The 20,032-nt window shown below is 72.4% G+C and carries 19 protein-coding genes; 6 read left to right on the forward strand and 13 right to left on the reverse strand.

Going from position 1 to position 20,032, the window contains the following annotated elements; all coding sequences use genetic code 11:
• The first annotated feature begins 8 nt into the window (after positions 1 to 8).
• The 4 genes from NDAS_RS25540 (at position 9) to NDAS_RS29035 (ending at position 6,253) form a co-directional block, all read left to right on the forward strand.
• Entirely contained in the window at positions 9 to 773 is a 765-nt protein-coding gene (locus tag NDAS_RS25540) for a crotonase/enoyl-CoA hydratase family protein (protein WP_013156151.1), read from the forward strand.
• A 634-nt stretch (positions 774 to 1,407) separates the two neighbouring features.
• Positions 1,408 to 4,902 (forward strand): bifunctional glycosyltransferase/CDP-glycerol:glycerophosphate glycerophosphotransferase, encoded by a 3,495-nt coding sequence (locus NDAS_RS25545; RefSeq protein WP_041553414.1) that lies wholly within the window; start codon positions 1,408 to 1,410, stop codon positions 4,900 to 4,902.
• Between the two features lie 74 nt (positions 4,903 to 4,976).
• Positions 4,977 to 5,987, forward strand: coding sequence for a UDP-glucose 4-epimerase GalE (galE, locus tag NDAS_RS25550; RefSeq protein WP_013156153.1), 1,011 nt, complete (start codon positions 4,977 to 4,979; stop codon positions 5,985 to 5,987).
• A 128-nt stretch (positions 5,988 to 6,115) separates the two neighbouring features.
• Positions 6,116 to 6,253: a hypothetical protein gene (locus NDAS_RS29035; protein ID WP_013156154.1), complete on the forward strand. Its 138-nt coding sequence runs from the start codon at positions 6,116 to 6,118 to the stop codon at positions 6,251 to 6,253.
• Positions 6,254 to 6,266: 13 nt separating this feature from the next.
• On the opposite strand, the gene NDAS_RS25555 is transcribed toward NDAS_RS29035, so the two are convergent.
• The 5 genes from NDAS_RS25555 to NDAS_RS25575 all read right to left on the reverse strand — a co-directional run bounded on the left by NDAS_RS25555 (position 6,267) and on the right by NDAS_RS25575 (position 12,167).
• On the reverse strand, positions 6,267 to 7,841 hold the full coding sequence (locus NDAS_RS25555; protein WP_013156155.1) for an NCS1 family nucleobase:cation symporter-1: 1,575 nt from the start codon (positions 7,839 to 7,841) through the stop codon (positions 6,267 to 6,269).
• A gap of 369 nt (positions 7,842 to 8,210) precedes the next feature.
• Positions 8,211 to 9,221: a TIGR03842 family LLM class F420-dependent oxidoreductase gene (locus NDAS_RS25560; protein WP_013156156.1), complete on the reverse strand. Its 1,011-nt coding sequence runs from the start codon at positions 9,219 to 9,221 to the stop codon at positions 8,211 to 8,213.
• A gap of 15 nt (positions 9,222 to 9,236) precedes the next feature.
• Positions 9,237 to 10,646, reverse strand: a complete 1,410-nt coding sequence (gene hydA / locus NDAS_RS25565) for a dihydropyrimidinase (protein WP_013156157.1) — start codon at positions 10,644 to 10,646, stop codon at positions 9,237 to 9,239.
• Positions 10,647 to 10,657: 11 nt separating this feature from the next.
• Complete coding sequence (locus NDAS_RS25570; RefSeq protein WP_013156158.1) at positions 10,658 to 11,500, reverse strand: nitrilase-related carbon-nitrogen hydrolase; 843 nt, start codon at positions 11,498 to 11,500, stop codon at positions 10,658 to 10,660.
• A 313-nt stretch (positions 11,501 to 11,813) separates the two neighbouring features.
• Entirely contained in the window at positions 11,814 to 12,167 is a 354-nt protein-coding gene (locus NDAS_RS25575; RefSeq protein WP_013156159.1) for a hypothetical protein, read from the reverse strand.
• A 104-nt stretch (positions 12,168 to 12,271) separates the two neighbouring features.
• Between NDAS_RS25575 and NDAS_RS25580 the strand changes: the two genes are divergently transcribed.
• Entirely contained in the window at positions 12,272 to 12,730 is a 459-nt protein-coding gene (locus tag NDAS_RS25580; RefSeq protein WP_013156160.1) for a flavodoxin family protein, read from the forward strand.
• A 416-nt stretch (positions 12,731 to 13,146) separates the two neighbouring features.
• Here the strand turns inward: NDAS_RS25580 and NDAS_RS25585 are convergent, their stop codons facing one another.
• From NDAS_RS25585 to NDAS_RS25620, 8 genes are all read right to left on the reverse strand, one after another.
• Complete coding sequence (locus NDAS_RS25585; RefSeq protein ID WP_013156161.1) at positions 13,147 to 14,712, reverse strand: polyamine aminopropyltransferase; 1,566 nt, start codon at positions 14,710 to 14,712, stop codon at positions 13,147 to 13,149.
• Between the two features lie 70 nt (positions 14,713 to 14,782).
• Positions 14,783 to 15,211, reverse strand: a complete 429-nt coding sequence (locus NDAS_RS25590; protein WP_013156162.1) for a DUF350 domain-containing protein — start codon at positions 15,209 to 15,211, stop codon at positions 14,783 to 14,785.
• 59 nt (positions 15,212 to 15,270) lie between these two features.
• Entirely contained in the window at positions 15,271 to 15,618 is a 348-nt protein-coding gene (locus NDAS_RS25595; RefSeq protein ID WP_013156163.1) for a hypothetical protein, read from the reverse strand.
• The gene (locus NDAS_RS25600) at positions 15,615 to 16,160 is read right to left on the reverse strand and encodes a DUF2617 family protein (protein ID WP_013156164.1); all 546 of its coding nucleotides are present in this window, start codon (positions 16,158 to 16,160) and stop codon (positions 15,615 to 15,617) included. The genes NDAS_RS25595 and NDAS_RS25600 overlap by 4 nt, the downstream gene beginning before the upstream one ends.
• A 7-nt stretch (positions 16,161 to 16,167) precedes the next feature.
• Positions 16,168 to 16,773 carry a DUF4178 domain-containing protein gene (locus NDAS_RS25605; RefSeq protein ID WP_013156165.1) on the reverse strand — a complete coding sequence of 202 codons (606 nt, stop codon included), beginning with the start codon at positions 16,771 to 16,773 and terminating at the stop codon, positions 16,168 to 16,170.
• A gap of 304 nt (positions 16,774 to 17,077) precedes the next feature.
• A complete protein-coding gene (locus tag NDAS_RS25610) occupies positions 17,078 to 17,929 on the reverse strand; it encodes a sulfurtransferase (RefSeq protein WP_013156166.1) in 852 nt (283 codons plus the stop codon).
• 122 nt (positions 17,930 to 18,051) lie between these two features.
• Positions 18,052 to 18,492 carry a hypothetical protein gene (locus tag NDAS_RS25615; protein WP_013156167.1) on the reverse strand — a complete coding sequence of 147 codons (441 nt, stop codon included), beginning with the start codon at positions 18,490 to 18,492 and terminating at the stop codon, positions 18,052 to 18,054.
• Positions 18,485 to 18,847, reverse strand: a complete 363-nt coding sequence (locus NDAS_RS25620) for a cyclin family protein (RefSeq protein WP_013156168.1) — start codon at positions 18,845 to 18,847, stop codon at positions 18,485 to 18,487. Before NDAS_RS25620 ends, NDAS_RS25615 begins: the two co-directional genes overlap by 8 nt.
• A gap of 281 nt (positions 18,848 to 19,128) precedes the next feature.
• On the opposite strand from NDAS_RS25620, the gene NDAS_RS25625 reads away from it, so the two are divergent.
• Positions 19,129 to 19,905, forward strand: a complete 777-nt coding sequence (locus NDAS_RS25625) for a DUF4352 domain-containing protein (protein WP_013156169.1) — start codon at positions 19,129 to 19,131, stop codon at positions 19,903 to 19,905.
• Positions 19,906 to 20,032 lie beyond the last annotated feature (127 nt).

Consider the following 20,032-nt stretch of genomic DNA (forward strand, 5'->3'; position numbering starts at 1 on the left):
AGGGCACCGTGTCCGACGAGGTTCTCTACACCGCCGAGGACGGCGTCGCCGTCATCACCATCAACCGGCCCCAGGCCAGGAACGCGGTCAACGCCGCGGTCGCCGCACGCGTCGCCGAGGCGCTCGACGACCTCGACGCGCGCAAGGATCTGAGCGTCGGCATCATCACCGGCGCGGGCGGCACCTTCTGCGCCGGGATGGACCTCAAGGCCTTCATGCGCGGCGAGGTCCCGCTGGTGGAGGGGCGCGGGTTCGGCGGCTTCGCCGAGCGCCCGCCGCGCAAGCCGCTGATCGCCGCCGTGGAGGGGTACGCCCTCGCGGGCGGGTTCGAGGCCGTGCTGGCCTGCGACCTGGTCGTGGCCGCCGAGGACGCCAGGTTCGGCATCCCCGAGGTCAAGCGCGGCCTGGTCGCCGGTGCGGGCGGCCTGCTGCGCCTCCAGCACCGCATCCCGCGCAACATCGCGATGGAGCTCGCACTGACCGGCGACTTCGTCGAGACCCCGCGCCTGGCCGAACTCGGGCTGGTCAACCGGGTCACCGCCAGTGGCGGGGCCCTGGAGGGCGCACGCGAGCTGGCGGCCCGCATCACCGCCAACGGCCCGCTGGCGGTGCGGGTGTCCAAGGAGGTCATCACCTCCTCCGGCGACTGGTCCACCGAGCAGATGTGGGAGAAGCAGAACGAGCTGACGGGCCCGGTGTTCGTCAGCCACGACGCCATGGAGGGCGCGGCGGCCTTCGCCGAGAAGCGCGCCCCCGTGTGGAGGGGTGAGTAGGCCCCCGGACGCCGTGCGGCGGTCGTCCCCCCGCCCGGGGGCGGCCGCCGTCCGCTGTCGGGGGCGACGGGGGCCGGTGCGCGCCCGCGCCCCGGCCCCGCGGGACTCCGGGGTCTTCGGGGGTCCTGACCTGCCGAGGACCCCGGACCGCCGTGGAGTGTCGTGCGTCACGGACGGGGGTGACGGGATCCAAGGCGCGCCGCCGCCCCCGGGCGCACGGGCCGCGGACCGCCGCGGCGGGCGCCCCCGGCGCCTTCCCCGCGGGCGCCGCGGCCGGGCCCTGCCGAGGCCGACACGTCCGAGGTGGGAGCGCTTTCGCGGGCGTGTGCCCCCCTCCTCGCGCCCGCGGGCGAAGGGTTCGCCTCCCCTGACCCGACCCGGCGGCCTCCCCCGCGCCCCCTCCCGCCCGGGCGGGGAGGAAGTTCACGCAATTCCAGACGGTTTGAAGTCATGGGTTAACCTGGGTTCTACTTTGCCCACCTTGTCCTGTCCTGTCAGTCGTTCCGTCTCTGCGGGCTGACAGGAGCGGGAGCCTGATCCACCCTCCCCCCACACCCGGTAGACCGGGCGCGCGCTGGCGCGACCTCCGCTGTGCGACGGGTGTGTTCGGATCCGCGGAGCCTTGGAGTCATTTGTGGTCGCACTCAGTGTCGTCGTACCCATCTACAACGTCGAGAGGTATCTCGACGAGTGCCTGCGCTCCCTTCAGGTGCAGACGTGGGACGATCTCGAGGTCGTGATGGTGGACGACGGGTCCCCGGACGGCAGCGCGGCCATCGCGGCCCGATACGCCGAGCAGGACCCCCGCTTCCGGCTGATCCAGCAGGAGAACGGCGGCCTGGGCGCCGCCCGCAACACCGGCATCGAGCACGCGCGCGGCGACTTCCTGACCTTCGTGGACAGCGACGACGTGATCCCGTCCTACGCGTTCGGCTACCACCTGGAGAGCCTGCGCCGGAGCGGCTCGGACTTCTCCAGCGGCAACGTCCACCGCCTCAACGAGCTGGGCACGCGCCAGTCGCCGATGCACCGCAGGATCTTCCGCACCGCGAAGACCGGCACGCACATCACGCGCGAGGACACGCTCCTGGTGGACCGGCTGGCCACCAACAAGGTCTGGCGCCGCTCCTTCTGGGACAGGCACGGGATGACCTTCCCCGTCGGTGTCCTGCACGAGGACATCCCCGTGGCCATCCCCCTGCACTTCCTCGCCGAGTCGGTGGACGTGCTCTCCGCGCCCGTCTACCTCTGGCGCGAGCGCCCGAGCGACGACAAGTCCATCACCCAGGACCGGCTGCGACCCCAGGCCCTGGAGGACCGCGTCAGCGCGGTCACCAAGGTCAGCGACTTCCTCAGGGAGAACCAGCCGCCCCTCCAGAAGCGCCGGTGGGACGCGGTGGCGCTCGGCAGCGACCTGCGCCTCTTCCTCCAGGTGCTCGACCGGGCCGACGCGGACTTCACCCGGCGGCTCGTCGAGCTCGGCAACGCCTACCTGGACCAGGTGGACGACAAGGTGCTGCGCGACCTCCCCGCCATCGAGCGCCTCAAGTGGCACCTCATCCGGCAGCGCAAGGTCGAGCAGCTGCGCGAGGTCATCGTCTTCAACAAGAGCGCCGAGCACAAGAAGGCCAAGATCGTCCGGCACGGGATCCGCTACTACGCGGACTACCCGTTCAAGGACGACCCCGCCCAGGGCGTGCCGCGCTCGGTCTACCGCGTGCGCTCGGAGCTCAAGCTCCGCCAGAAGGCCGAGGAGCTCACCTGGGTCGACGGCAAGCTCGTCGTCGGGGGCCGGGTCTGCCTGAAGTACCTGCGGCCCAACAAGCGCCTCCAGCAGCAGGTCCGCGCCTGGGCGGTCAACGCCGAGGACGGCAGGCGCGTGCGGCTGAGCACGACCACGCACCAGGCCAACGAGTTCCGGCTCGCCCCGACGGTGGCCACCTCCCGCAAGGACTGGGGCGGCTACCGGATCGTCATCGACCCCGCCGAGCTGGGGGACGAGGGCGACTGGTACGTGGAGCTGGGCGTGGTCAACCGCGGCTTCCGCCGTGTGGACCGCCTCAAGAAGCCCGCCGCGGCCGACGTCCGGATGCTCGGCCCCGAGCAGGTCCGGCCGGGCGTGTGGGCCCGCCCGCACTGGGTGGACGACTTCGAGCTGCGCCTGACCGTCGAGCGACCGGCGGTCGTCCTGGACGGCTCCGCGGTCGAGGGCTCCTCCCTGGTCCTGAGCGGCCGGGCGACGGGAACCCCGACCGAGGGCCTGAGCGCCTACGTCCAGCGCTTCCCCGGCGACGTCGAGGTCCCGGCGAAGGTGGAGACCGACGGCGCGTCCGTGCGCGTGCTCGCCGACCTGGCCGCCCTCACCGACGGCTACCAGGACAGGGACGCCATCGCGGGCAGCGACCCCTACGAGGACTGGTCGGTCCACCTCCGGGACGGCTCCGGCCGCTCCCGGTGGATCCCCTTCGCCGAGGACGGCCCCGAGGGCCGCTACGCGCACTCCGGCCTGAGCGTGCGGGTGCTCCCCGACTTCGCCGGGCGTACCAGGGTCCGGGTGGAGCGGCCCCAGCCCCTGCTCACCGCCGTCTCCTGGGACGACGACGTCCTCGACCTGCGGGGCGACTTCCCCGAGACCCCCACGGGAGAGCTCTCCCTGGTGGTCAAGGCCGTCGGCCGGATGGAGGAGCACCTGTTCCCGGTGGAGGCCGCGGACGGCCGGTTCTCGGCCTCCGTCCCGCCCACCGCGATCCCCAACTTCGGCACGAAGGTGCCCCTCACGCCCGGCAACTACCGCTTCCTGCTGCGCACCGCCACCGGCGACAACCAGTGGGACGACCGCCGGATCGGCTTCTCGCGGGAGCTGCGCACCGCCAAGTTCCCCGCCCCCGAGAAGGAGGGCGGCTTCGACCTGGAGCTCAAGCCGGACGGCCGCGGGTGGCCCGTGCTGCGCCTGGGCTCGGTGCTGCGTCCGGAGGAGCAGGGGTCCTACGCGCAGCAGGTCCTGCGCGAGGAGGTCTACCCCAAGCTGCGCCGCAAGCCGGTGCTGCCCGGCATCGTCTTCGACAGCTACACCGGCAAGCAGTTCTCCGACAGCCCGCGGGACATGTACGAGGAACTGCGGCGCCGCGGCGTGGAGACGCCGATGTCGTGGATGGTGCGCAACCGCCAGATCACCCTGCCCCCGGGGCTGACCGAGGTCCGGCACACGAGCCGCGAGTACTTCGAGGCGCTGGCGCGCTCGGAGTTCATCGTCTCCAACGCCCACCTGCCCATGTGGTTCGAGAAGCAGCCCGGGCAGAAGGTCGTGCAGACCTGGCACGGGTCGATGCTCAAGCGCATCGGCTTCGACATCGAGCACGTCCAGTTCGCGGGCCGCAACTACCACGACCGGCTCCGGCACGAGACCAACCAGTGGGACTACCTGGTCTCCCCGAGCCCCTGGGCGACCCCGATCCTGCGCCGCGCCTTCGGCTTCGAGAACGAGATCCTGGAGACCGGCTACCCGCGCAACGACATCTTCCACCGCCCCGAGCGCGAGGCGGTGACGGAGGCGGTCCGCGAGCGCCTGGGCCTGCCGGAGGGCAAGAAGGTCATCCTCTACGCGCCCACCTGGCGCGACGACAAGTTCTACTCCGTCGGCAAGTACAAGCTGGACCTGCACCTGGACCTGCGGCGGCTGTACGACGCCCTCGGCGACGACCACGTGCTGCTGTTCCGCAGGCACCCCAACATCGTCGACCGGGTGCCGAACGTGGGCAAGGACTTCGTCTTCGACGTCTCGGCCTACCCCGAGATCCAGGAGCTGTTCCTGGTCACGGACATCCTCATCACCGACTACTCGTCGCTGATGTTCGACTTCGCCAACACCGGCCGCCCGATGCTGTTCTTCACCTACGACCTGGAGGAGTACCGCGACAGCCTGCGCGGGTTCTACTTCGACTTCGCCGAGACCGCCCCGGGCCCGCTGCTGCGCACCTCCGACGAGGTCATCGACTCGATCCGCGACATCGACGGGGTCCAGGAGGCCCACAGGGAGCGGTACGAGGCCTTCGTGAACCAGTTCTGCCCCCTGGACGACGGCAAGGCCGCGGCCCGGGTGGTCGAGCAGGTCTTCGGCAAGCTCCTCTGAACCGGGCGGGTTCGGGGGAAGGCAGGGGCCGCGCCGTCCGGCGCGGCCCCACGACAGGGAGGGTGAAGAGGGCCTTGAGGATTCTGCTCACCGGAGGAGCCGGGTACATCGGTTCCCACACGGCGGTCGAGCTGGTCGCGCGCGGGCACCAGGTGGTCGTCCTGGACAACCTGGTCAACAGCAGCGAGGAGGCCGTGCGCCGGGTCGAGAAGATCACCGGCGCGCGGATCCCGTTCGTGCGGGGCGACTGCACCGAGCAGGGCGTCGTCGAGCGCGTCCTGGTGGAGCACGGCATCGAGGCCGTGGTGCACTTCGCCGGGCTCAAGGCGGTGGGGGAGTCCGTCAGCCAGCCGCTGCGGTACTACCGCAACAACCTGGACGCCCTGCTCACGCTCGCCGAGACGATGGACCGCGTCGGGGTGCGCGACCTGGTGTTCAGCTCCTCGGCCACCGTCTACGGCGACCCCGACACGGTGCCGATCGCCGAGGGGAGCGCGCTGCGGGTGACCAACCCCTACGGCGCGACCAAGCTGTTCGGCGAGAGGATCCTGGAGGACCTCGCGGTGAGCGCGCCCGACTGGCGGATCACCGTGCTGCGGTACTTCAACCCGGTCGGCGCACACTCCAGCGGCCTGATCGGGGAGGACCCCAACGACATCCCCAACAACCTCTTCCCCTACATCTCCAAGGTCGCCGCGGGCAGGCTGCCCGAGCTGACGGTCTTCGGCGACGACTACGACACCGCGGACGGCACGGGGGTCCGGGACTACCTGCACGTGGTGGACCTGGCCCGGGGGCACGTCGCGGCGCTCGACCACCTGGCCTCGCAGAAGGGGCTCAGGGCCTTCAACCTGGGGACGGGGAGGGGCACCTCCGTCCTGGAGGCGATCCGCGCCTTCGAGGCGGCCTGCGGCCACACCATCCCCTTCCGGGTGGGGCCGCGCCGCGACGGCGACATCGCCACCTGCTTCGCCGACCCGGGGCTGGCCAACCGCGAACTGGGCTGGAGGGCCGAGCACACGGTGGCCGAGGCCTGCGCCGACGCCTGGCGCTGGCAGTCGGCCAACCCCGACGGCTACAGGTGACCCCGCGGAGCGCGGAGTGAGGCAGTCCTCCGCGCTCCCGGACCGCCGGTGCGCCCCGCAGCCGGGACAACCTTCTCCAAGCGCCGAGCGTCGATGAGACGATGCCGAAAAGAAGGGCAGAGCCGGGCATGGAACACGACTGGGACGAAGAGCTCGAAGAGTACGAAGAAGGCGAAGAGCACTTCTACGACGATGAGGGCGCCTTCGGCGTCGGGCTCCCGCTGACGGCCGGGTCCGCCCACGGGGAGTGGACCCGGCGGGACTGACCCCGGGGCCCGCTCAGCCGGCGGCGGCCCCCTCCGTCCTCCTCGCGGCCCGCTCCCCCGCGTCCCGGTGGGGCAGGAGCACGCCCAGGCCCCAGTGCAGCAGCAGGCCGCTGGCCAGCCCCACGAGCCACCCGTAGTCCGCCAGCGGCGCCAGGAACGGGACCAGACCCTCGGCCGGGAAGGGGCCCGACCCCTCGGGGGAGTGCGAACCGCCCACGGCCAGCACCGAGCCGACGCCGAAGGCCACCAGGGCGCGCCAGTTCCACCCGTGCCGGTACCAGTACTCCGAGCCGCGCTCGTACAGCGCGGGCAGGTTCATCCGCGTGCGGCGCAGCAGCCAGTAGTCGGCGAGCAGGACGCCCGCCACGGTGCCCAGGAGGCCGCCCACCGTGCCCAGCCAGGTGAAGATGTAGACGCTCTCGTTCTCCAGCAGCCGCCACGGCATGATCAGCACGCTGAGCACGCAGGTGGTGATCGCCCCGGCGCGGAAGCTGATCAGCCGGGGCCTGAGGTTGGACAGGTCGTAGGCCGGACCGACCAGGTTGGCCGCGATGTTGGTGGAGACCGTGGCCAGCAGCACGACGAAGACCGCGAAGAGCAGGCCGATCCCGCTGTCCATCCGCGCCACGACGTCGATCGGGTTCCACAGGGGTTCGCCGTAGACGGCCGCGGTGCCCGCCGTGACCATGACGGCCAGCAGCGAGAACAGCGTCATCGTGGTGGGCAGGCCCAGCGTCTGGCCCACCACCTGGGCGCGCTGGGAGGACGAGAAGCGGGTGAAGTCGCTGATGTTGAGGGTCAGGGTCGCCCAGTAGCCGATCACGCCCATCAGCGACGGGAAGAACAGCGCCCAGAAGGAGGGCCCCCAGTCCAGGGGCTCGCCCGAGTCCAGGGACAGCATCGGGGCCAGGCCCCCGGCCTCCACGGCCATCCAGGCCAGCAGCGCGACGCCGCCGAGGATCATCAGCGGCGCGGCCCACACCTGGGTCCGGCGCACGCCCTCCATGCCCCACAGGATGATCGCGAGCTGGGCGACCCAGAACAGGCCGAAGGACAGCCACAGCGTCCACGGCTGGCCGCCCAGCGCCGCCGACCCCGTCCACCCGTCGCCGAGCAGCCGCCCGAGCAGGATGTACACCCCCTGGCCGCCGACCCAGGTCTGGATGCCGTACCAGCCGCAGGCGACCGCGCCGCGCAGCAGCGCGGGCAGGTTGGCGCCGCGCAGGCCGAAGGAGGCGCGCGCGAACACGGGGAAGGGGATGCCGTACCTGGCGCCCGCGTGGCCGGTCAGCACCATGGGCAGCAGGACGACGAGGTTGCCCAGGACCACGGCGAGCATGGCCTGGCGCCAGTCCATGCCCGCCGCGATCAGGCCGCTGGCCAGGGTCCAGGCCGGGATGCTGACCGACATGCTCACCCACAGGGCGCCGAAGCTGCCGGTGCCCCAGGTGCGCCGGGACATCGGGACGGGTTGGAGGTCGGCGTTGACGTAGGGGCCCTCGGGCAGGGAGGTCCCCTCGGCGAGGGACACCCGGCCGTCGGGGTGGGTGACGGCGGCGGGTTCCGCCGGGGTCGGGCTGTGGGTCACGGGTCACCTGGTCTCGGTGGGCGGACGGGGAGGGCGGGGGATACGAGCGCTGCCGGACCCGGCGGGGGAACCCCGGGAAGGGCGGCGAAAAGTCCGGATTCGTTCCGGGCCGCCGAATATCCTCGCACGTCACAAGGCGCACAGGTGTCGTGGGCGGGTCGGGAGGGTTACCACGGGACCGCGCACCCCGAAGGGACGCGCCCGTGCGGTGGGGGACCGCCCCTGCACGACGGTATGCGCCTGGCCCCGGGCAAGGACGCGCCCGTCCGGACGCCCGTCCCGTCCGGGCGGTCCCCCGCCTGCGCGCCGGTCCCCGGCCGCGGCCTTCCTGGTCCCGGCCTTCTCCGGCTCTCCGCCCCGCGGCGCGGGTCAGGACACGGCCGGGACGACGTGGCGCCCGTAGGCCTCGATGACCCCGTCCACGTCGTCGTGCATCGCGTACACCGCGAACTGGTCCACACCCGCCTCCCGGAGCCGCTCCAGCTTCTCCACGTGCTCCTCCACCGGCCCGACCAGGCAGAACCGGTCGACGATGCCGTCCGGGACGAACGCGGTGTCGGGGTTGTCCGCCCGGCCGTGGTGGCTGTAGTCGTAACCCCGCCGGGCCCTGACGTAGTCGGTCAGCTCCCGTGGGACCGCGTCGGAGGAGTCGCCGTAGCGGGCGACCAGGTCGGCCACGTGGTTGCCCACCATCCCGCCGAACCAGCGGCACTGCTCCCGCGCGTGGGCGAGCCCCCGCTCGGAGCCGTCGGTGACGTAGGCGGGCGCCGCCACGCACACCGTCACCGCGTCGGGGTCGCGCCCGGCGTCGGCCGCGGCCGTGCGCACCGCCCTGACCATCCACTCGGTCAGGTAGGGGTCGGCCAGCTGGAGGATGAAGCCGTCCGCCTGACGGCCCGCCAGCTCCAGTGCCCGGGGCCCGTAGGCGCCCATCCACACGGGCAGGGCGCCGTCGCGCACCCACGGCAGGCGCAGGGCCGCGCCCTCCACGTCGGCCTCCCGGCCCTCGGCCAGGTCCTTGATCGCGCGCATCGCCCGGGACAGGCGTTCCAGGGTGGCGGGTCGGCGGCCCGCCACCCGCATGGCCGAGTCGCCCCGGCCGATCCCGCACACCGTGCGGTTGCCGAACATGTCGTTCAGGGTGGCGAACAGCGAGGCGGTCACCTCCCAGGCGCGCGTGCCCGGGTTGGTCACCATGGGCCCCACGACCAGGCCGCTGGTGCGCTCCAGGATCCGGCTGTAGACGACGAAGGGCTCCTGCCAGAGCACGACCGAGTCGAAGGTCCACCCGTGGGTGAAGCCGTACCCCTCCGCGCGGACCATCCGTTCGACCAGCAGGTCGGCGGGCGGGTCGGTCTGGAGGACGAGTCCGATGTCCATGTGCTGCCCTCTCGTTCAGACCAGGTACTGGCAGGTGGACCGGGGCACGTACCGGCCGTGCCCGGCCTCGCCCAGGTAGGCGCCGCGGTCCACCACGACCCGGCCGCGCGAGAGCACGGTGCGGGCCCGGCCGGTGACCCGTCTGCCCTCGTAGGCCGAGTAGTCCACGTTCATGTGGTGCGTCTCGGCCGACAGGACCTGCTCGGCGCGTGGGTCGTAGACCACGATGTCGGCGTCCGAGCCCGGGCAGATCGTGCCCTTGGCCGGGTACAGGCCGAACATGCGGGCCGGGGTGGCGCAGGCGATCTCGATCCACCGGCGCCTGCCGATGCGGCCCTCCACCACGGCCTGGTGCAGCAGGTCCATGCGGTGCTCGACCCCGGGCATGCCGTTGGGGATCCTGGAGAAGTCGCCCCGGCCCAGCTCCTTCTGCCCGGCGAAGCAGAACGGGCAGTGGTCGGTGGAGACCACGGACAGGTCGTTGGTGCGCAGCGCTCGCCACAGGTGCTCCTGGTGCTCCCGGGGCCGCAGAGGAGTGGAGCACACGTACTTGGCGCCCTCGAATCCAGGCTCGGCGAGGTTGTCGGCGGACAGGAACAGGTACTGGGGGCAGGTCTCGCCGAACACGTTGAGCCCCATCCCGCGCGCCCGGGCCAGCTCCTCCACCGCCTCCCGCGCCGAGACGTGCACCACGTACAGCGGCGCGCCCGCCACCCGGGCGAGCTGGACGGCGCGGTGGGTGGCCTCCGACTCCAGCAGGGCCCTGCGCACCTCGCCGTGGTACCTCGGGTCGGTCCTGCCCTCGGCCAGGGCCTGCTCGACCAGCACGTCGATGGCGATGCCGTTCTCGGCGTGCACCATGGTCAGCGCGCCGTTGGCGGCGCCGCGCTGCATGGCCCGCAGGATCCGGCCGTCGTCGCTGTAGAACACGCCCGGGTAGGCCATGAACAGCTTGAACGAGGTCACGCCCTCGCCGACGAGGGCGTCCATCTCCCCGAGCGAGGAGGCGTTGACGTCGGAGAGGATCGCGTGGAAGGCGTAGTCCACCGCGCAGTTGCCCTCGGCCTTGGCCATCCACGCGTCCACGCCCGCGCGCACCGACTCCCCGGGCCGCTGGATGGCGAAGTCGACGATCGTGGTGGTGCCGCCCCAGGCTGCGGCCCGGGTGCCCGTCTCGAAGGTGTCGGAGGAGGAGGTGCCGCCGAAGGGCATCTCCATGTGGGTGTGGCCGTCCACCCCGCCGGGGACGACGTAGTGCCCGGCGGCGTCGATGACCTCGGCGCCGCTGTCGGCCCAGGAGCGGGCGGCGTCGCTGCCGCGCAGCGCGAGCGCGGCCACCCTCTCGCCCTCCACCAGGACGTCGGCCTCGGTCTCCTCGGCCGCGGTGACGACCAGGCCGCCGCGGATGACGGTGCGTCGTGCCATGCCGCGCCCCCTCAGCCCCGGACCAGCGGGCCGTAGGCGTCGGGCCTGCGGTCGCGGTAGAAGGCCCACTGCCGGCGGACCTCGTCGACCAGGTCCAGGTCCAGGTCGCGTACGACCAGCTCGGCGGAGGTGTCGGAGGCGACGTCGCCGACGAACTGCCCGCGCGGGTCGGCGAAGTAGCTGGTGCCGTAGAAGTCGTTGTCGCCGTACTCCTCCACGCCCACGCGGTTGATCGCGGCGACGAAGTAGGCGTTGGCCACGGCCGCCGCGGTCTGCTCCAGCTTCCACAGGTGGGCGGACAGGCCGCGGCTGGTCGCGGACGGGTTGTACACCAGCTGGGCTCCGGCCAGCCCCAGGGCCCGCCAGCCCTCGGGGAAGTGGCGGTCGTAGCAGATGTAGACGCCGATGCGCCCGGCGGCGGTGTCGAAGACCGGCCAGCCGAGGTTGCCGGGGCGGAAGTAGTACTTCTCCCAGAAGCCGTGGACCTGCGGGATGTGGTGCTTGCGGTACTTGCCGAGGTAGCTGCCGTCGGCGTCGACGACCGCGGCGGTGTTGTAGTAGAAGCCGGGGGACTCCACCTCGAAGACCGGCAGGACCATGACGATGCCCAGTTCCCTGGCCAGGGCCCTGAAGCGGGTGACGGTGGGGCCGTCGGGGACGGCCTCGGCCCAGCGGTGGTGCTCGGGGTCCTGCACCTGGCAGAAGTAGGGGGCGTTGAACACCTCCTGGAAACCGATCACCCGCGCGCCCCGTGCGGCGGCGTCGCGCGCGTGCTCCTCGTGGACGGCGAGCATGGATTCGGTGTCGCCCGTCCATTCGGTCTGGACGAGTGCGGCACGGACGTTGTGCGGCATGTGTTCCTCGTTCCTGCGTGTGCGCCGCCGGGGCGGGCGAGAACGGTTGTTACGTCCGCGTATGTCCTGCTGGCACGGTGGTGCGAGCGGGTGGTGCGCGTGCCGTCGCACCTTAGGTAACGTCGAATGGCCGGTCAATGTCCGACATCCGCGTTCTCCGCGCGCGGCCGGGTGAAGGAATTGCGCGATCATGCCCTTACGGGGTGCGATGTCCTTTCTGTGGCGCGGAGAATTCGGAGGAAAGGACATGTTTTCCGGCTTTTTCCCGCTGAATTTCGGATGAGGACACACACCCCTCCCGGCCGCCGCGCGGTCAGGCGGTGGTGCGGTCCCCGGTGACGGACGCGCCGCCGTGTCCGAGGGGTCCGAGCGCGCCCTCGCTCCGCTCGGCGCGGTCGTCGAAGACGAGGACGATGAGCAGGACCAGGAGGATCCCGATGAGGAACAGGGCGCCGCAGCCCAGGCTCAGGAACAGCCAGGGGGAGTACTCCCTGGCGCCTCCTGGCTTGCCCGGGGAGGGAGGGCCCGAACGGGCGAAGCCGGGCGCGGGAGGCGGCCCCGGGGGCGGCTGCCAGCCGGTGGGCGGCATGCCTGCGGGGGGAGGGCCCATGGGCGGCTGGTCGCGGTCCGCGGACCCGTCACCGGGACCGTGCGGGGGCTGGCTCATGGCGGGGCCTGGCTTTCTGCTGCGGGCGTCGGCTGGGCGCCGGTGCCGGGTGGCGCCGTGCGGGAGGCGGCGGTGGCGCGCCGCCGCCTCCTAGTGTGGGGGACATGGCACGACTGCTCATCGTTCACCACACGGTCTCGCCCGCGACCCGGCAGTTGCTGGAGGCGGTCCTGGAGGGCGCCCGCGACGACGACATCGAGGGGGTCGAGGTGCGTGCGGAGGCGGCGCTGTCGGCCACGGCCAGCGACCTGCTCGGCGCCGACGCCGTCGTCCTGGGGACCCCGGCCAACATCGGGTACATGTCGGGCGCCCTCAAGGTCTTCTTCGACACGGTCTTCTACCCCGCCCAGGGGGCGACCGAGGGACTGCCCTACGCGCTGTACGTGCACGGGGACGACGACGCCTCCGGCGCGGTCCGGTCGGTCGAGTCGATCGCCAAGGGCATGGGGTGGCGGCGGCACCGCCCGCCGGTCACCGTGACCGGCCGCCCGGCGGCCCGGGACCGCGAGGCCTGCTGGGAGCTGGGCGCCGTCACCGCCCTCGCCGCCCTGGAGCGCGCCTGAGCGGGCCCGCCGCGGGAACCGGGGCCGGTGGGATCCGACGCGGCACACGGCCCGCGGGCGGTTCCGCGGACCCGCCGCCACGGGGGCGGGCGAGCGGTCGGGAAGCCGGAAAAGGGCGGGAAAGTCTGGGTAAGGGGTTGGCTGGGCCGGTGTCGGATGCGGCGTGGCGGTTTCTCCGACTTCGACCGGCAGGTCAGGATGGGCCCAGGTCGTCGGGGAACGCGGGGAAGCGCACCCTTGCCCCGTCCGGCGCCGCAGACCTTCCGTCCGACTCTCCACCCGCGACCGCCGTCCCCGGACGGGACCGGGCCCCCGACCAGCCCCTCCCCAGACACACCGCGTGGCCGCCCACTGGCCCAAGTCCTCAGGCCGCGCGGTGTTTTCTCGCCGAGGCGGCGCCGGTCCGCGGACCGGCGTCAGTAGCCCCGCCAGGCCCCCTGGTGGTAGCCGATGATCCTCGGGTGCATGAGGGTCGACTCCTCCACGTCCTCCTCGCGGCGGTCCTTGGGGAAGACCTGCGCGGCCTCCAGCAGGGCCGGGTCGAGGAAGCTCAGCGGCGGCGCGTCGTCGGGGACGCGCAGCTCGGGCGCGGACCCGGATGAGGTGAGGTAGAAACCCCAGTTGCCGAAGCTCGGCACGTCCACGTTGTAGGGGGTGGCCGCCAGGTCCGCCGCCTCCAGGGAGTCGCCCACGCCCCAGTAGGCCTCCGGAGCGAAGAAGGGGGAACCCGCCTGCACGACCATGCGGCCCTCCTCGGACAGGGCGTGGCGCAGGAGCGCGTAGAACTCCACCGAGTAGAGCTTGGCGGTGCCCACGGAGTCCCCGTCCGGGAGGTCGGCGATGATGACGTCGAACTCCTCGCGGTTCTCGCGCAGCCACTGGAAGGCGTCGGCGTTGACCACGTCCACGCGCGGGTCCTCGAGGGAGTCCCCGTTGAGGTCGCTGATCACCGGGTCGGTCGAGGCCAGCTCGATCACGGCCGGGTCCAGGTCCACGAGGGTGGCCGAGGCCACGTCGTCGTAGGCCAGGATCTCGCGCAGGGCCAGGCCGTCGCCGCCGCCCAGCACCAGCACGTCCTCGTGCGGTCCCGCCATCGCCGGGTGCACCAGCGACTCGTGGTAGCGGTACTCGTCCAGGCTGGAGAACTGGAGGCTCCCGTTGAGGAACAGGCGCACGTCCTGGCCGTCCAGGGACCGGGTGAGCACGATCTCCTGGTACTCCGAGCGCTCGGCGTGCACGATCGGGTCCCGGTACAGCGCCTGGCGCGCGTCCACCTCGAACTGGTCGGCGTAGGCGTAGGCCAGGCCGAGCACCGCGATGATGAACGCCAGGCCCAGGCTCAGGCCCGCGTAGGCCCGCCGGGTCAGCTCCGCGCGGAACAGCCACAGCACCACCGCCACGCCGACGACGGCGTTGAGCGCGCCCACCATCAGCGCGCCCTTGGGCAGGCCCAGCAGCGGGAGCAGCAGGAACGGGAAGGCCAGGCCGCCGATCAGGCCGCCCACGTAGTCGGCGGCGAACAGGTCGGCGACCGCGTCGGAGGCCTCCTGCCTGCGGATGCGCTGGATCAGCGTCATCAGCAGCGGGATCTCCATGCCGATGAGGAGCCCGATGGCGAACGACAGCACCACCAGGGCGGGCTGGTAGGCGGAGAACCAGGCGAACGCCCCGTACAGCAGCAGCACGGACAGTCCGCCGACCAGCGAGAGCAGGCCCTCGATCACCGCGAAGGCCGCGGCGGGGTGCGCCTGGAAGCGCTTGGACAACAGGGAGCCCACGCCCATCGCGAACACCATCACCGACAGGACCACGGAGGCCTGGGTGATGCTGTCGCCCAGCAGGTAGCTGCCGATGGCGACCAGCGCGAGCTCGTACACCAGGCCGCAGGCGGCGCAGACGAACACCGCCAACAACACGAGGAACCGGGCCGCCCTGGCGGATACCGGCAGTCGGGGCCGTGCGCGGACGGTGGTCTCAGTCAACGGAACTGCCTTCGTGTGGTGGTGCGGTGGTGCGGTTGCCCGGGGCAGGGGGCCGGTGGGGGGAGGGGCGTCAGGTCAGGGCCGCGGCGATGACGACCGCGATCGCCACGTGCGCGGAGGCGCTCACCCAGGTGGCCGGGTGCGGCTCGTCGTTGCTGATCATCTGGGCGATCTTGGCGGGGACGAGGAGGTCGATCAGCACGAACGACAGCGCCATCACGCCCAGGCCGATCAGGCCGTAGACGGCGGTCGAGAGCAGGCCCGCGCCCAGGCCGATCTCGGACTCGCTGGAGAGGATCGCCGAGGTGACGACGATGGCCGAGCCCAGCGTGTTCGCCGACACGAGCAGGACCGCGTTGCGGTTGCGGTTCTCCCAGATCAGCACGTGCAGCTTGCCGGGGGTGAGGAGGTCGGTGAGGAGGTAGCCCAGCACGAGGATGACGATGCCCACTCCGCCGTAGGCGAGGGCTCCGAGCGCGTTGAGGAGGATCTCGTTCATGGTCCTGTTCGCAGGTAGGGGATTTCGGTTGACGTGTTCGTGACGTGTGGGGAAGGAGACTACTTGCCGAAGCCGCTGCCGCCGCCGCGGTAGTTGCTGCCGCTGCCGTTGCTGCTGCTGCCGCCGCTGTAGCTGCTGCTGTTGTTGTCCCTGTAGCTGCTGCCGCCGCCGGTGCCCCCGCCGAAGAAGAAGAACCCTCCTCCGCCGGAGGACCCCGAGGACCCGTCGCAGTCGTCGTCGTCATAGCCCTCGATCTGGACCACGTCGTCGTCGGGGCAGTAGTTGTTGCTGTTGTTGGAGCAGGCGCTGAGCAGGATCAGGACCAGCAGGATGACGCCGATCACGACGAACACCGTGATGATGACGTTCCTGTTGCCGTTGTCCGCGGGCTCCTCGTATGCCTTCATGGTGCGGTTCTCCCGGAAGTGGGGGGAAGGGTCACGGTCGAGGTGGTCGTCACCAGCTCGCCGCTCTGGGGGTAGGCGTGCCAGGTGCGCCAGCCGAGTGGTCCGCCGGGGACCAGGTGCAGCGCGGTGACCGCCAGCGGATCGCCGGGGAAGGCGACGAGCAGGCCGCCGGGGGAGTCGTCCACCTCCCGGTGGATCCCCTCCACCCGGCGGGCCAGCTCGGTGCGGGACAGGGACTCCACGCGCGAGCCGAAACGGTAGCCGCCCAGGTCGGGGCGGTCGGCGCTGCCGGGCAGACCGCCGGGGAGGCCGGGCAGGCAGGCCACCGTCTCCACCAGCGGCTCCTCGGGCACCAGGGCCCCGGGCGACGGCTCCGGCGTGACGACCACCTGGTGGGAGGCGCCGAGCACCCGCAGCTCGACCCGGGCCCCCGGCACCCGGACGGTGCGGGCGGCCAGGGGGTCGACCAGCGGGTGGCGCAGGGCCCAGACCAGGTCGTCGGCGCTGGTGTCGACGAAGGGGGCGCTGATGCTCGCGCGCACGTTCCGGTCAGCTCCCCGGGTAGATGGTGAAGGTGCCCGGGGCGACCTTGGTGCCCGTGCTGGCCTCCCAGCGCCCGTGGTCGAAGCGCTCGAAGGACAGCAGCCGTCCGTCGTCGGACTCGTAGTCGGCGTAGTCCAGGCCCCCGGAGGCCTTGAGCCCGGTGGTGCCCTCGGAGCGGTAGGAGCCGGTGCCCTTCTCCTGGAGCCGGTAGACGGTGCCCTCCAGCTCGATGCTCTTGCCCTGGGGGATGATGTCCAGGTCGGGGCGGCCGGTCCACAGGGCCAGCTCCACGTCGGGGTCCTCCTCCACCGAGAGCCAGCGCTTGCCGCCCTCGACCTCCAGGAAGTGCTCGGACCAGGTGAAGCCGCCCTCGGACAGGCGCAGGGTGCCGCGGATCCAGGTCCGCTCGGTGCCCCAGTCGATCATGTCGCCCGCCTTGATGGCGCGCGGGTCGCCCGCGGTGCTGTCGCCCGTGTCGGCGAAGGGGTCCCGAGGCGGCGCGGGGGGCTCGGGGGCCGTTTTCGGTTTCTTGGCGCGCTGCGCGTAGACCAGGACGCCGATCACGACGGCGACGCCGACCAGGATGAGCAGCAGCAGGAGTTCGATGGCCAATGTTCCTCGTTTCGCGGTGGGGCATGGGGGAGCGAGGCCGTGCACGTCCCCTGCCTGCGTGTTCCCCGGGGCCGGGCAATCCTACTGACGCTCTGACGCCGCGTGCGAGGGGCCGGTTCCACATGTGACCAGATCAGGACACGAAAGACGCCCCGCCCGGGAACCTCTCACGGACGGTGGTCGTTGAGAACGGCCCCGTGTTCGGGAGCGCGCCTCGGCGCGCTCCCGGAACCGCCCCCGGGACACCGGCGCCCCGCGTCCGGCGGCTCGGGCCGAGGCGCCCACGCCCCGGTGCGCGGGGTTTTCAGGCCCGGGGGTCGCCGGTCTCCACAGGGAGGGTGTCGTCGCCTCCCCAACGGCTCCACGACCCCGGGTAGAGGCGGGCGCCGGAGTACCCGGCGTGCTCCAGGGCGAGCAGGTCGTGGCAGGCGGTGACCCCCGACCCGCAGTAGGCGGTGATGGTGTCGGCGGAGTCGGCGCCGAGGGCGGCGAAGCGTTCACGCAGGATTCCCGGGGCGGCCAGGAGCCCGTCATCGCCCAGGTTCGCGGTCCACTCGGCGCTGCGGGCGCCCGGCACGTGCCCCGGCCGGGCGTCGACGGGTGCGGGCCGCTCACCGGTGTAGCGTTCGCGGGCGCGGGCGTCGACCAGCAGGTGTGCCGGATCGCCCGCCTCGGCGCGGACGGTGTCGGTGTGCACGACGCGGTCGGCGGGCCAGGGCAGGGGGGTGCGGTGCACCGGCCGGGGGGTGACGTCGCCCTCCTCCAGTTCGCCGGCCCACGCCTGGAGGCCCCCGTCGAGGAAGGCCGCCGGGGTCCCCAGCACGCGCAGCATCCACACCAGGCGGGCGGCCACGGAACCGCCCGCGTCGTCGTAGACCACCACGGAGGAGTCGTCGCCGATGCCGAGGCGGCCGAGGGCGGCGGCGAAGTCGGCCGCGGAGGGCAGCGGGTGGCGTCCGCCCTCGGGGCTGGCCGGGGCGGCCAGGTCGGTGTCCAGGTCGGTGAAGACGGCGCCGGGCAGGTGTCCGGCGCGGTGGGCGTCGCGGCCGGAGCGCCCGTCGAGGTACCACCGGGAGTCGACGAGGACCACCCGGTCGCGGTGTTCGCGGAGCCAGTCGGCCGACACGGCCACCGGCAGGGTCAGGAGTTCGGACATGGGCACCACACTAGGCGTTCCGTCCCGGCAGGTGGGGAGGGGTGTGCCCGGTGTCCGCCGCCGTACCGGCCCGCGGGAGGGCGCCCGGACGCGGGACCCGGAAGCGGGCCCGGGGGCGCCGTTCAGGCGCCGCGGCCCCCGACGCCCCGGTCCATGCGGTGGACGCGCAGGATCCACCACAGGCCCAGCACCGGCAGCACCAGCGGGATGAACAGGTACCCGGCGCCGAAGTTCGACCACACCGTGTCGTCGGGGAAGACCCCCGGCAGGAGCAGGCTGACCGCGCCCACCGCCAGCACACCGACCAGTTCGACGCTGCACGAGACCAGCGCGACCCTGCGCGAGGTCCGCCCGGCCCGGGCCAGGCCCACCGCCGCCACCAGGTAGATCACCCCGGCGAGCAGCGAGAGCCCGTAGGCCAGCGGTGCCTCGTCGAACCTCGTGGCCAGCTGGTAGCCCCCGCGCGCGGTCGCGGCGAGCGCGAACACCCCGTACACGGCGACGAGCAGGCGGCCGGGGCCGGTGCGCAGGGTTCTGTCCCGGGTCGCGGCGGACTCAGACAACGGGGCTCCAGAGCTGTTCGAGGCGGACGAACAGGACGGGCAGGATCAGGCACGCGAAGGCGATCACCGCCGGGCCCCACCTGCTCCGCTCCATGAAGCCCCACACGGCGCACGCGGGCGGCAGCAGGGCGACCGTGGCCAGATAGGACACGAACATGGCCGTCTCGGCGGGCCGCTCGCCGCCGACCATGGTGACGACGGTGGCGGTCACCTGTCCGAGCACGAGCAGCCACAGGACAGCCATGCCTACCAGGTGCGGGACCACCATGGGCTGGTCGCGCAAGGTCGAGACGAGGCACCACCCGGCCAACGCCAGTGACACCATCTGAATCGTCATGGTCAGCCAGTCGACCACGCCGCCTCCGCTCGTCGTCCTCACGCCATGCCAGCGGGCTTCTACGACACAGCGTAGTACGTCGGGGTCACCGGATCGCACCGTCCCCCGGCGGCGACCGGGTCCAGGCCCGGCCGCCAGCGGAAACGTCCGATTCCGGACAGCTCTGACACGGGGCTTGCGAGGCGGCGGCACACCCGCGTCGGATATGGTCCTCGAAGCCGCATGTGTTCCAGCCGGTACACGGCTCAGGCCCGCGGCACATTCCCTCAGGCATCGTGTACGAAGACCGGAGCACCCCGTTGTCCTATCCCCAGTACCCTTCCGGCCCCCAGCAGCCTCCCCACGGTGACGGCACCGGCGGCTACCAGTCCTACGGCGGCCAGCCCGGCTACGGCGCTCCCGGCGGGGGCTACGGCGACCCGTCCGGCGGTCAGCCGCCCTACGGCGGTCCGGGCGGTCCGCCCCCCGGCCAGCCCCCCTACGGCGGCATGCCCCCCGGTGGTCCCGGAGACCCCTACGGCCCGCCGCCGAAGAAGGGCATGTCCACCGGCGCCAAGGTCGGCCTCGGCATCGGCGGCGGCTGCCTCGGCCTGGTGCTCATCGTGGTCATCGTCATCGTGATCATCGCCTCCATGGCGGGCGGCGGCGACAGCACGTCGACCTCCACGTCCTCGGCCCCCACCCAGCAGGAGGGCACGCAGGAGTCCGAGGGCGGCGCGGCCGAGGAGCCCGCCAACGAGCAGGGCGTCACCCTGACCGCCACCGCCGCGGGCACGGCCGGTGACACCATCGACGACACCGTCTACACGGTGCTCGACGTCGAGCTCACCAACAACGGCGACGAGCCGCTCGACATCAACCCGCTGTACTTCACGACCGTGCTCTCCGACGGGACCGAGCGCACCGACTGGGCCGACGCGATCTTCGCCGACATCCAGCACATCGAGGTCGGCACCCTCGCGCCCGGCTCCTCGGTCTCGGGGCAGATCGCCGTGGTAGGCGAGGTCGTGGTGACCGAGGTCCGCTACGACCCCAGTTTCGGCATGGAGGACCCGATCGTCACGACGGTCCAGTAGTCCACGCACGCACCGCGAAGCCCCGGCCGCGCGCCCCGCGGCCGGGGCTTCACGCTGTGTTCCCGACGTTCGCCGGTGTCCGGTCGGCTCTCCCGAGGTGCCCGGTGGGGCGTCCGGGCCCGACGAC

This window comes from Nocardiopsis dassonvillei subsp. dassonvillei DSM 43111 (assembly GCF_000092985.1).
GTDB classification, from domain to species: domain Bacteria; phylum Actinomycetota; class Actinomycetes; order Streptosporangiales; family Streptosporangiaceae; genus Nocardiopsis; species Nocardiopsis dassonvillei.